Annotated in this window: 7 protein-coding genes and 1 pseudogene; 3 read left to right on the top strand and 5 right to left on the bottom strand. The window is 50.2% G+C overall.

Features of this window, described 5'->3' with window-relative positions; all coding sequences use genetic code 11:
- Nucleotides 1-44: 44 nt before the first annotated feature.
- The 3 genes from LG300_RS14985 to LG300_RS14975 all read right to left on the bottom strand — a co-directional run bounded on the left by LG300_RS14985 (nt 45) and on the right by LG300_RS14975 (nt 3,974).
- Nucleotides 45-1,544 (bottom strand): NCS1 family nucleobase:cation symporter-1, encoded by a 1,500-nt coding sequence (locus LG300_RS14985; RefSeq protein ID WP_404376104.1) that lies wholly within the window; start codon nt 1,542-1,544, stop codon nt 45-47.
- Between the two features lie 72 nt (nt 1,545-1,616).
- The gene (locus LG300_RS14980) at nt 1,617-2,489 is read right to left on the bottom strand and encodes a nitrilase-related carbon-nitrogen hydrolase (RefSeq protein ID WP_404378049.1); all 873 of its coding nucleotides are present in this window, start codon (nt 2,487-2,489) and stop codon (nt 1,617-1,619) included.
- Nucleotides 2,490-3,041: 552 nt separating this feature from the next.
- A complete protein-coding gene (locus tag LG300_RS14975) occupies nt 3,042-3,974 on the bottom strand; it encodes a LysR family transcriptional regulator (protein ID WP_404376103.1) in 933 nt (310 codons plus the stop codon).
- A 194-nt stretch (nt 3,975-4,168) separates the two neighbouring features.
- Between LG300_RS14975 and LG300_RS14970 the strand changes: the two genes are divergently transcribed.
- The 3 genes from LG300_RS14970 (at nt 4,169) to ald (ending at nt 8,229) form a co-directional block, all read left to right on the top strand.
- A complete protein-coding gene (locus LG300_RS14970) occupies nt 4,169-5,512 on the top strand; it encodes an aspartate aminotransferase family protein (protein ID WP_404376102.1) in 1,344 nt (447 codons plus the stop codon).
- Nucleotides 5,513-5,548: 36 nt separating this feature from the next.
- Nucleotides 5,549-7,039 (top strand): CoA-acylating methylmalonate-semialdehyde dehydrogenase, encoded by a 1,491-nt coding sequence (locus tag LG300_RS14965; protein ID WP_404376101.1) that lies wholly within the window; start codon nt 5,549-5,551, stop codon nt 7,037-7,039.
- A gap of 74 nt (nt 7,040-7,113) precedes the next feature.
- Complete coding sequence (gene ald / locus LG300_RS14960) at nt 7,114-8,229, top strand: alanine dehydrogenase (protein ID WP_404376100.1); 1,116 nt, start codon at nt 7,114-7,116, stop codon at nt 8,227-8,229.
- Between the two features lie 323 nt (nt 8,230-8,552).
- On the opposite strand, the pseudogene LG300_RS14955 reads toward ald, so the two are convergent.
- Together LG300_RS14955 and LG300_RS14950 are read right to left on the bottom strand one after the other, a co-directional pair.
- A pseudogene (locus LG300_RS14955) lies at nt 8,553-10,121 on the bottom strand (IS3 family transposase).
- A 781-nt stretch (nt 10,122-10,902) separates the two neighbouring features.
- Complete coding sequence (locus LG300_RS14950; RefSeq protein ID WP_404376099.1) at nt 10,903-12,600, bottom strand: methyltransferase domain-containing protein; 1,698 nt, start codon at nt 12,598-12,600, stop codon at nt 10,903-10,905.
- Nucleotides 12,601-12,697 lie beyond the last annotated feature (97 nt).

The raw sequence follows: 12,697 nt of genomic DNA, 5'->3' as shown, positions 1-12,697 counted from the left end.
CCTTTTACTCTTGTAAGTTATTGCTAATAGTTAAGGTTACGGCGTTATTGTTGTCCTTCAGGCACAACTACCGTTACAGGGCGGTACATTTTCATAAGGCCTAGATAAACAATGGCCCCAAGAACGACACCGACAAACCAGGCGTAGTTATAAATGTTCAAAAATATTCCGGGAACACTGTCTAATATTCCTGCAGCTGATAGGAATCCAGGAAGGTTGGGGAGAACTGCAATAATAAAGGCAATCCAGGCCACAGGATTCCAACCATTGCTGTAGCTGTATCTACCATTGGTCTTGAACAAGTCATCATGTGATAACTCTGTCTTCCTAAGCAGCAGATAGTCAGCCAGCATGATGCCTGCTAGTGGGCCGAGTAGAGCAGAATATCCAATGAGCCAAGTGAAAATGTAAGCGCCTGTAGTTTCTAATAGTTTCCAGGGCATGATGGCAATGCCCAGACCTGCAGTAATGTAACCCCCCATGCGGAAGGAGATTTTTCCTGGCATCAGGTTGGCGAAGCCGTTTGCTGGAGCTACTACGTTAGCGGCTAGGTTAGTGGTTACCGTAGCAATTATTAATGCCAATAGAGCAATAACAACAGCAGTTCCACCCATACGCTCAGTGATAGCTACAGGATCCCAAAGTGCTTCTCCATAGATCACAACAGTTGCAGAGGCAACGGCGACCGCGATGAACGCCAAAATTGCCATGGGAATAGGTAAACCTAGAGCTTGGCCGACAAGTTGATGTTTTTGACTTTTAGCGAACCGGGTAAAGTCAGGAATATTCAAAGCCAGGGTTGCCCAAAAACCAACCATGGCAGTTAGGCCCGGCCAAAAAGCTAGCCAAAATTCACCCTCTCGAGATCCCCCTGCCACAAACTCTGATGGAGTAGAAAGCATGGGGCCAAATCCCCCTGCTCTTGTGACCGCCCAAATCAATAGCCCGAAGCACATGGCAATCAGAAAAGGAGCCGCATAAGTCTCAAGGAAGCGAATGGACTCAGTACCGCGTGCAATAAAGTAGACATGCATGCCCCAGGAGGCCATAAAGCAAAGGAATTGCGCTAAGTCTATACCTAAGCCCGGTATCGGCTCGCCGACCAGAGCACGTTCAGTAAGGATATTGAGAATTGCGTATATGGCTGAGCCGCCTATCCATGTTTGGATGCCAAACCAGCCACAACCCACAATACCTCGCATCATGGCTGCAAGTTTGGCACCGGATGTGCCAAATGAAGCCCGAAGCAGAACAGGAAATGGAATGCCATGCTTGGTTCCTGCATGCCCCAGCAAAAGCATGGGAATAAGAATAATAGTATTAGCCAAGAATACAGTCAGGACTGCTTGCCACCATGACATTCCTTCTGGTATCAGGCTTGCTGCCAGCATGTAAGCCGGAACACACACCACCATTGATACCCACAAGCTGGCAATATTTAGCCAAGACCAAGTACGTTCTTCTTGCTCTACTGGTGCTAAATCGGCATTCCACAGCTCATGGCTGTAACCTGCCTTAATATTTTTGTGTTTTATTTCGCTCATGAATCAGCTCGCTATTTAGTTGTTATAGTGATGGGATAAGCTGTTTTCCCGAGTTTAATGAATAAAAGCCATTTAATAATGGACTAGCTCATCATAGGATTCGGGACGACGATCTCTGAAGAACTGCCACCCCTTGCGAACTTCTCGGATCATATCTAGATCAATCTCGTGAATAAGCAATTCATCCTTGTCTTCGCTGGCCTGTGCCTCGATCTGTCCCTTGGGGTTGACGATATAGCTAGAACCGTAAAACTCACCCATCTGCTCATCCCAAGGAGCTTCTTTACCTACACGGTTGATGGCACCGATAAAGACGCCATTAGCAGCGGCAGAAGCAGGCTGTTCCAGCTCCCAAAGGTATTGACTCTTACCTTTTACTGTTGCTGATGGATTGACAATATATTCTGCACCGTTAAGCGAAAGGGCCCGCCATCCTTCCGGAAAGTGTCGGTCGTAGCAGATATAGACACCTAACTTGCAGTAGGCTGTGTCAAAAACGGGGTAGCCCATATCTCCGGGTTTGAAGTAAAGTTTTTCCCAGAAACCAGGTGCTGTATCAGGAATATGGTTCTTACGATATTTTCCGAGATAACTCCCATCTGCATCTATGACAGCAGCAGTATTATAGAAAACACCGGGCATATCTTCTTCATAGATTGGCACTACAATGACCATATTGTGCTTTTTTGCATATTCTTGCATTAGCTTGGTCGTTGGTCCGTCAGGAATTTTTTCTGCTGAGTCATACCATTTACTATCTTGGCTCGGGCAGAAATATGGCTGAGTAAATACCTCCTGGAAGCAGAGCACTTGCACACCCTGTTCTGCCGCTTTTTCGATGAAGGGAATATGGGCGTCAATCATCATATTACGGATCTCCTCAGGACTCATTGAGGTATCACCCTTCAGAGACATTTGGATCAAACCGCATTTTACTTTTTTCACCATTTTGAAACCTCATTATTTTATTGTTGAAGTGTTGCTATGGAGGTTGTGTCGTTGCACTTCCTTTAGATTTAGCGGGCTTAGCCGCTTTTTTCGGGCACATAAAGGCCCATTTGCTCAGCAATCCTTGAGCTGAACACTATGTATTGATGCGCGATACAAACTCCAGCTGTACCAAGCTCACCCTAAGAAGCTGTGGGCAGGTGAGAAGTCAGATGGCACATCGCGATTATTCAGTAAGCTGATGAATAGTAAGTATTTTTTTTCATTGGCGGTATGCTCAAATTGTGATTGTATTTTTTACCTTTTGGTAAAGATAAAAGCCATTTTTCTAGTGGTCAAGGGGTTTTTGCAACTGAGGGTCAAGAGTTTTTCCCTCATGTAACGCCGTATTTTGACACTAGGATTCCCAAAGGCTGTATTGATGAGCAGGTTGAAAAGTACATCCTCGCGTTTTTAAAAGAGAGGAAGTGCTTGAAATTCAAGCAGCTAATCAAGGGTTAGTAGCGAGGAGCATGATTAATTATGGGCGTGTCACCAGGAGTGTTGTGCTTATATATCAGGCTTATTGATTAGCTTATTCAGCTCCTCTAGATAGCTTTCTAATACAAGGTTAGACATTCCACCTTTGCGTGTAATAGCGCTGTACCTTGTCAAATAGTGCCATTGATTAGAAAGGAGAGGTCTCATTTGGCCATCATGTACCCACCGCTCAGCGTAATGAGTGGGTAGGTAGCCAATATAGCGGCCTGAAAGAATTAAAAAGGCCACGCCTTCTCGGTCAGTGGCTGAGGCAGAGGCTTTCAGTGAGTCGTGGACTGATTTGATCTCCGGTGTCTGAGCGTAAGCTGGAACGACTGCATCATAGTCGCTCAAAGTCTCTTTGGTTATGTCTACGGTGTTAAATAGCGGATGACCAACAGCGCAATAAAGTCTTGATTTCTCTTCATACAGCGCCAGGTAATTGAGCCCCGGTAGAGTTTTGAGGTTGGGTATTACTCCGGTGTGCAGTCGTCCATCAAGTACTGCCAGCTCAATATCGCTTGGTGGAATCATTCGGATGTTGATGCGGACATCTGGTCCGCGTTCTTTGAGTGCACTAAGGGCATGGGTAATGTGCATCTCTGGCATGGTGACCAAGTTGTCAGTGATGCCGATGTTTAGCTCGCCCTTGAGTTGGGCGTGCAGCCCATTGACCTGTGTTCGAAAACCTTCGACTGCAGCTAGTAGCTGTAAGGCTGATTGGTAGACCTCGGTACCTTCACTAGTTAGTGCAAAGCCGCTGCGCCCGCGCTGGCAGAGGCGCAGTCCGAGCCTAGTCTCCAAGTCGCTCATCGCCATACTTATAGCAGCTCGACTGATACCCAGTTCAATTTCGGCAGCAGAGAAGCCCCCGCATTCAACGACTTTACGGTAAATTCTTAATAGACGAAGGTCTGAGTCGCCGGGCTGCCCCATAGGGGCAATTTTTTTGTGTTGTCCCATTTTTCTTCCTTTTGATTGTGAGCCTATTCAAGCCGTTCATCCTCATCGCTTAAGGTAGCAACGAGGATGAGGTGTAAAGTTAACTAAATGGTTGCGTGAAATTAAACAACTTTCTATTTAACTGATTCAATGAGATGCCTAGCCTGACACATGAAACCTACAATAATGGCAATAGAAAATAGAGGTCAGTGGCCATGTCAGCTCAAGAACTCTCTCCTACCGCCGGTCTCAGTGCTGAGCAGATTGATTCCTACTGGATGCCTTACACCGGTAACAGACAATTCAAGCGTGATCCACGCATAATTGTTAGTGCTAAAGGCAGCTATCTAACCGATGCCCACGGGCGACAAATATTTGATGGTCTATCGGGTCTGTGGACCTGCGGCGCTGGTCACTCACGGCCAGAAATAGCCAATGCAGTCAGCAAGCAACTGCGCGAATTAGATTATTCTCCCGCTTTCCAGTTTGGCCACCCTAAAGCATTTGAGCTGGCACACAGGCTGCGTGAGCTAACCCCGAAAGGTTTGGATTACACATTTTTCACTGGTTCAGGATCTGAAAGCGCTGATACTTCTTTAAAAATTGCTAGGGCCTATTGGCGAAAGAAAGGCAAACCCACCAAGACTAAATTGATTGGGCGCGCTAAAGGATATCATGGGGTGAATTTCGGTGGCTTCAGTCTGGGCGGTATTGGCGCTAACCGTGCTCTTTATGGACAGGGTGTCGATGCTGATCACCTCCCCCATACCTTGATTCCAGAGAATGCTTTTACTCGCGGCATGCCTGAAAACGGTGCCGAAAAGGCTAACGAATTATTGGAGCTGATTGCACTGCACGACGCTTCTAATATCGCTGCAGTGATTGTTGAGCCTCTTGCTGGCTCCGCAGGAGTAATTCCTCCCCCCAAAGGGTACTTGAAGAGATTACGCGAGATCTGCGATCAGCATGACATATTGCTGATCTTTGATGAGGTAATCACGGCCTTTGGCCGGATGGGGTCTATGACGGGTGCTGAGGAGTTTGGCATCACCCCAGACATTATGAACTTTGCCAAGCAGCTGACTAATGGCGCGGTTCCTATGGGGGGGGTGATTGTGCAGAGCGAGATTTACCACACCTTTATGGAGCAGGGTGGCCCTGATTATATGCTTGAACTGCCCCATGGTTATACATATTCGGGCCACCCTGTGGGTTGTGCAGCAGCTCTGGCGTCCTTGGATGTGTTGGAGAAAGAATGCTTGATCGACCGAGTGCGTGAAATGAGCCCGGTCTTTGAAGAGGCGCTGCACAGCCTTAAAGGAACTCGTTATATCAGTGATATACGAAACTATGGCCTTGCCGGAGCTCTTCAGATTGAGTCGTATCCAGGTGAACCTGCACGCCGTCCCTACGAAATTGCCATGAAATGTTGGGAGAAGGGTTTCTATGTGCGCTACGGCGGTGACACCATCCAGCTCGGACTGCCATTTATCGTAGAGCGTGATGAGATTGACCGGGTGGTCAATGCTATTGGTGAGGCCATTGGCCAATTGAACTGAAATTTCAACTTTAATAGACGCAATAAGAGGCAACCAATGACAAAAATCGGCCATTTAATCAACGGTGTAAATGTTGATCGCGAAGAGCGTACTCAAGATATTTTCAATCCATCTGTTGGTGAGGTTATCGGACAGGTAAGCCTTGCTAGTAAGGCTACTGTTGAGGAAGCCATTGCAGCTGCTCAGTCCGCATACCCGGCTTGGCGTGACACTCCGGTAGCAAAACGTGCAAGAGTCATGTTCCGCTTCAAGCAACTGCTGGAAGAGCATGCAGATGAGATTGTCCGGCTAGTTGGTCAGGAGCATGGTAAGATCGTGCATGATGCGCGAGGTGAACTTGCCCGTGGCATCGAAAATGTAGAGTATGCTTGCTATGCCCCCGAACTTCTCAAAGGCGAACACAGCAAGAATACAGGCCCAAGTATTGATTCTTGGAGTGAATTTCAACCTCTAGGTGTAGTTGCTGGCATTACACCGTTTAACTTCCCTGCCATGGTACCACTATGGATGTATCCTATGGCTATCGCTTGCGGCAACACCTTCGTTCTGAAGCCGTCTGAGCGTGACCCCACTTCTGCGCTATATATTGCTAATCTGGCCCAAGAAGCTGGATTGCCCGCAGGAGTTCTTAATGTAGTCAATGGTGATAAAGAAGCTGTTGACACTCTTCTCGATGACCAGCGTGTGCAAGCCGTCAGCTTTGTTGGCTCTACTCCTATCGCTGAATACATTTATGCACGGGCTAACGCCAACGGCAAGCGATGCCAAGCTCTAGGCGGTGCCAAAAACCATGCTATCGTCATGCCCGATGCTGATATGGACAACGTAGTAAACTCCCTTAACGGGGCAGCTTTTGGCTCTTCCGGTGAGCGTTGCATGGCACTTTCTGTTGCAGTGGCAGTGGGAGATGAAGCTGCCGATATGCTGATAGCCAAGATGCAAGAACAGATGGCCTCGCTTAAGGTTGGCCCTTTTTCTGATAAGAGCAACGACTTTGGCCCCGTGATCACTAAAGCACACCAAGAAAAGGTTTGTGGCTATATTGACAGTGCTGAACAGCAGGGTGCCAAGATCGTAGTTGACGGGCGAGACGTAAAGGTGTCCGGACATGAAAATGGCTTCTATGTTGGCGGAACCCTGATCGACCAAGTTACTCCTGAGATGAAGTGTTATAAAGAGGAGATTTTTGGTCCGGTCCTGCTAGTTGTGCGGGTAGGTTCTATGGATGAGGCCATGAAGTTAATTGATGACCATGAATATGGTAATGGCACTTGTATCTATACCCGTGATGGGGAAGCGGCACGTTACTTTAGTGACCGTATTCAAGTGGGTATGGTAGGGATTAACGTGCCGCTTCCGGTGCCGGTGTCCTATCACAGCTTTGGTGGTTGGAAACGTTCACTATTTGGTGACCTTTCTGCTTATGGTCCAGATTCAGTTCGTTTCTACACTCGACGTAAAACAATAACGCAACGGTGGCCCTCCGCTGGAGTGCGTGAAAATGCACAGTTTTCGTTCCCTTCGTGATTGAGCAACGCTCACCATAAGTGCATGAGCAAAGGCTTCATGCACTTTGTTTCTAACAATAAGAGATCATGATCATGCATATTGCTATTCCAAAGGAAATCAAAAATCATGAATACCGCGTTGCGTTGACTCCTAGCGGCGCACGTGAATTAATTGGCCGTGGTCATACCGTCACTATACAGACTGGTGCAGGGGAGGGCGCTGGTTTTGCAGACGCTACTTATACAGCTGCTGGCGCTCAGATTGAGAACGATGTAGCCAAGTTGTGGAGTAATGCTGAGCTAATTCTTAAGGTCAAAGAGCCTCAGGCTGAAGAAGTCAAACGCCTCAGTACAGGTCAAACTTTGTTCACCTATTTGCATCTGGCCGCCGAGGAGTCTTTGACTCGTGGTCTTATCGAAAGTGGTGCCACTTGTATTGCGTATGAGACCATCACCGATCGCCAGGGAGGTTTGCCGCTTCTCGCTCCAATGAGCACAGTTGCTGGACGAATGGCTATTCAAGCAGGTGCACACAGCTTGGAAAAAGCCCAGGGTGGCTCTGGCGTTCTTTTACCTGGCGTGCCAGGCGTGGCTCCGGCGAAGGTGGCTGTAATAGGCGGTGGTGTGGTGGGTGAAAACGCTGCACGGATGGCGCTTGGGTTAGGTGCTGATGTAAAGGTTCTAGATAAATCGATTCCTCGTTTAGAAGTGCTTGATGATCGCTACAAGGGGCGTATTAAGACGGTATTTTCTACGGCAGACGCTATTGATGAGGTAGTGCGTGAATCTGACCTAATAGTGGGGGCAGTACTGATTCCAGGTGCCGCCGCACCTAAGCTTATCACTCGCGCGATGCTTGCTGATATGAAGCCAGGCAGCGTCTTGGTAGACGTTGCCATCGACCAAGGTGGCTGCTTTGAAACCAGCAAGGCAACTACTCATGCTGAGCCAACTTATATTATCGATGGTATTGTCCATTACTGCGTCGCCAATATGCCAGGAGCTTTGGCTCGTACCTCAACGCAAGCACTAACCAATGCTACATTGCCCTTTATTCTTGCGCTAGCTGATAAAGGGTGGAAGCAGGCGCTTTCCGATGATCCTCACTTCCTTTCCGGGCTCAACGTCCATGAAGGACATATTACTTATCAAGCCGTAGCTAATGCTTTTAACCTTGAATGTGTTGAGCCGACTAGCTTGTTAAAATAGGCCAAAATTGAATTGGTTGAATTTTAGGTATTAGTGTTGCCTTATCGATTTGAATCATGTGCTGATAGGGTAACGAATTGGAATGTTAATATACCTCCTTCAGGGTGGCATGCATTATAATGTAGGCTTGAAGGAGGTTTTGTTTTGCATTAAAAGTAAACTTGAAATATAGAGGCTCTTTTAATAATCCTGCTCTGGTCGACTGGAGTTACCTCTCAAGCAACGCCAAGTCATTAATTTTCTTGCACATAACTACAGATTCTCGACAGACGTATACCTTCAGGCCCGGTAGATGTCAAGCAAGTTGTCGTGTCTGATCATTGTCACGCCGCCTGTTTTTCTGGTTCAACCAGCGTGACTTCGGGTTCCCGCTCCGGATTGAGCGAAACGGTTTCGATAGGCGCCCAGTTGCGGGTCTTGCCGCTCCAGCGCGCTGGGTTGGCCTTGCGGGCCGCCAGGTTCAGTGCGTGACGCCGCGTCAGGATGGCCTTGTCCTTGCTCGTATGGCGCTCGCCCGGTGTCACGAAACGGATGCCGCTGTGGCGGTGCTCATGGTTGTACCAGTGGACGAAGCCATGCACCCATTGCCGTGCTTCACCGACGCTGGCAAAGCCGTCCACCGGGTAATCCGGCCGATACTTGCAGGTACGGAACGCCGCCTCGGAGTAGGGGTTGTCGTTACTGACCCATGGCCGGCTGTAGGACGGCGTGATGTTGAGGTCGTGCAGCTTCTCCAGCAGCGTGGCGCCCTTGAACGGGCTGCCGTTGTCGGCATGCAGCACCAGCGGCTGGTTGACCACCTTCTCAGCCAGCACGGCCCGCTCGATGACGGTGCGCGAGTTGAGCGCTGACTCGGCCAGGAAGACCTCCCAGCCAACGATCTTGCGGCTGAAGATATCGAGGATCATCACCAGGTAGTAATGCTCACCCTTGATCGGTCCACCGAGCCAGGTGCAATCCCAGCATCAGGTCTGATTGGGGGGCGATCGCGTGGTAGGTCGTGGGCCTGGCGTGGTGCCTCGGCGCTCTGGCACGACCGCGATGGACGACCTCGTGATGCCGTCGCAATACCCGGTAGAACGTCGATACCGAGGCGATATAGCGGCTTTCCTCGTCCAGCAGCCGCACGACGATCTGGTCGGGTGGCAGGTTGGCGAATTCCGGCCGGTGGCACGCATCAAGGATCTCCTGCTCCTCAGCCGCTGTCAGGGCATTGGTGGGCACCGGCCGCTCGGCAAAAGGGCGCTGATCCTCCCGGAGTTCGCCATCACGGGTCCAGCGCTGATGGGGCCGGGGCGTGATGCCCAGGACCTCGCAGGCGTGCTCGAGACGGGCACCAGCGTTGCGCGCCTCATTGATCAGCTCGACAGCATGACGGCGATCCGGGGTGCTGATCATTCGTCCTCGTCCCCCCAGATCGCCTTCGCCTTTTTTGAAAGGGTCAGCAGCGCTGCGGTTTCAGCCAATGCCTCGTTCTTGCGCTTGAGTTCCCGTTCCAGCTCACGGTTGCGTTTGCGCTGCTCCTTGAGCGCGTCAGCCTCCCGCCGGCGCTCGTCGTGCGAGAGGCTGGCGGCCTGCTCGCAATCATGGCGCCACCGCTGGAGCTGTTCGGGATACAGGCCACGGCGTCGGCAATACTCGGCGACTTCCTCGGCATTCATGGCCGCGGTCTCGACCACGGCACCGAACTTGTCCCGAGAGGACCAACCTTCGGTCCCTTGGTCAGAGGCATCGGGCAGGCAACGCCCTTCGGCACGGGCCTCCTTGCGCCACTTGTAAATGATGGCGACGGAGATACTTTCCTGATCCGCCACCTCCTGGGCGGTCAGGAGGTGGGGTGGCAGCAGCTTGGCCACCACGGCTTGTCGGCGTTCCTCGGAGTAGCGAGGCATGAGCGTCTCCTTTCGCCCCCTGATCGGTTTATAAGAACAGGGTATCAGAGGACACGACACTCATCCTGACACTGGGGGACGGTAGGGACTGAAAAATGCCAATAGGAGTTTAACGGTACATAACGAAAGTGAATCTGCTTAGGCAGTACAGGTGGGTTAGCGTGCAAAATAGCACTGCGTCCGATATTAATCTTGAGGGTAGCGTCGTTAACAGTGAGCCAGTGCAGTGACCGGCAAAGTCTGGCGTAGGATCCGGGCAGGCCGGTTTCCGTGGTGCAAGGTTAGAGTCAAGTCTTTGGTAGTTGGGAGGTAGCAAATTGCGTTTGATCCACAACCAGGGTACCTAAATAAGTACACTTTGTGCGTTGACCAAAGGTCAAATCTGGTCAAAAACAGGACACAGAAAAGTCACGGCGTGTGACAGTATTGCGCCATCAATAGGCACAGCATGGTGTTAATCGACTTAATGATAGTTGGTTTTATAAAAGAAGTTTTGTTAGTAAGATTTTGTTTTATAAGTTTTTTTATGATTTATGCCGGTAGTGAAGAAGATGGAGTGAGATGACAAAAAGCGGCCTCCGAAGCCGAAGGTCGCAGGTTCAATTCCTGCCGGGCGCGCCAGATATATCAAGGGCTTACGTTTATGCGTAAGCCCTTTTGTTTGCGTGTGCCCAAATGGTGCCCACTTTGCGCCCTCTTTTGTTTTCCCCCTCACGGCGTCAGGCGCTTTCTGAATGACGTTCGGCTATTTCAAAGCACAGCGTTGGGCACACCATTATCATTAGGTAATGCCCATCCATTCTGCCAACTGCTGATTTGCCTTCAATCGTTGGCGTTGTAACAACGCACTATTGAAAATCACATCCAGAGGTGACGTCGGCGTAGCCAATGGCAGTGTCACAGCCGCCTCATCACGAAACTGCTGACAGACCGTTTCATTGTTATCGAGACATTGCCACCAGTGCAAAATATCTTGTTTCGCCTTTTGCATCACCTGGGCAGCAGGTAATCGGTCTGATTTGGATTGATTGGCTTTTTCCGTCGCTGGAAGTAAATTCCATAGGTCGTTGTTGTTCCAGCGCGACCAAGGAAAGCAGTGGTCGATAGCATACGTTTTCTTGTGTAGATCGCTGCGTGTCCAGACACAGGGTAGGGGCATTGGGTTTTGTAGACGCTGCGCCACCAGCTGGCGCACTTGCTGTGTATCTCGACGACTTTCCTGCCACTGTAAAGCGAGATGTAAGGTGCCGGTATCGTAGGAGGCATCATAGCGTTGCATTAACTGAACCCACTCGTGCACGATGGCGGGTTCTAGCCAGCAGGCATAGCGGCTCATCGAATCCCACAGTGTGGCAGGAATATGAAAGGTTCCAAACGATGCCAATGTAGCGCTATCGAGTCGAATGGCCTGCTCGCGAATGCGTAGGCGTTGATAACTTCCATCAAATATTGGGCGCTGGCTACCGGGCCAGGTAGTGAAGTGGGTCGGCATTTTGAGAATGGTCTGGCAGGCATCGCGAATAGCCCGCATGACCGTGGCAGCACACTGAGGGTCATAAAAAGCTGAGCCAATACGAAGATCATGCGGCGACAGTTGCTTCAAACGATAGAAATCATCTTTCGCGAAACCGTACCCTTTGTTGCCGGGAGCTTGGCGCAAATCACGCTCTACCAACAAGGGGCGGTACAGCTTTATCCAGAAAAGCCCTACCGCCCCCAGAGGCACCGTGACCCACTCATCAGTTCGTGAGAGCACAATACCAGGTGCGCTATCGGCCAAGCGCACTAGGGTACGCAGTAAGCCGAGCTTATAAGAGGATGATTTGTCATCATTAACGATAATATGGCGTAAAGAAGGCAAGGCTCCCGTACCATCATCTGGTAACTTGAGCACACGCAAATGCCAAGCAACACCCGCACGACCAAGTTGGTCTCCATGGTGGCCGCTTTGCACGGGGAGCAGCGCTAGGTGTTGAGCCCAGCGATCTAGAACCCCCATATCGACAGGGTAGAACTGCCGCTCATCGTGGTTTGGACCTTCACGGCAGGTCATCACGAGGTGCCCGCCAGGGGCTAAGAGTGAGCATAAGACGCGTAAAGCACGCTGCTGCTCATCGGGCGATAAATGCATCCACACTGCGGATACCAAAATTAGCTGAAAGCGCTGTGACAATTGGCGCACATGGTTTAAGGCAGGCAAAGTGTCGTCCAGCCAACTAACATCGAGTCCGGCAGTAGAGGTTTGACCCAGGGCCCTCAACTTTTCCGCTGGTTCAACGGCCATGACCTGCCAGCCACGTTCGGCTAATGCTTTGGCATCACGCCCACTACCAGCTCCGATATCCAGTGCTAATCCTGGCTGTTCAGGCAAATGATGGAGCCACTCACCATGAACGCGCTCGAAATCCAGCGACTGGTACTGCTCAAACAGACGCTGAGCATACTCGTCATAAAAACATGTTGCTTTAGAAATCGTCATGCCAGATTCCTAGCAGAAAGTTACAGGGACAGTTATAGCCGGTGCGTCAAAGGGTTAGAACATTGTGGTTTTTGAGCATAACTTGTACTTAAAAGCG

Source organism: Vreelandella aquamarina, from assembly GCF_044805175.1.
GTDB classification, from domain to species: Bacteria; Pseudomonadota; Gammaproteobacteria; order Pseudomonadales; family Halomonadaceae; genus Vreelandella; species Vreelandella aquamarina_B.
This window is presented reverse-complemented; position numbering and strand designations above follow the sequence as displayed.

Coding starts and splice junctions, on each gene's coding strand:
- LG300_RS14985 (WP_404376104.1), bottom strand. CDS start 1,544: ATGAGCGAAATAAAACACAAAAATATTAAGGCAGGTTACAGCCATGAG.
- LG300_RS14975 (WP_404376103.1), bottom strand. CDS start 3,974: ATGGGACAACACAAAAAAATTGCCCCTATGGGGCAGCCCGGCGACTCA.
- LG300_RS14970 (WP_404376102.1), top strand. CDS start 4,169: ATGTCAGCTCAAGAACTCTCTCCTACCGCCGGTCTCAGTGCTGAGCAG.
- LG300_RS14965 (WP_404376101.1), top strand. CDS start 5,549: ATGACAAAAATCGGCCATTTAATCAACGGTGTAAATGTTGATCGCGAA.
- ald (WP_404376100.1), top strand. CDS start 7,114: ATGCATATTGCTATTCCAAAGGAAATCAAAAATCATGAATACCGCGTT.
- LG300_RS14950 (WP_404376099.1), bottom strand. CDS start 12,600: ATGACGATTTCTAAAGCAACATGTTTTTATGACGAGTATGCTCAGCGT.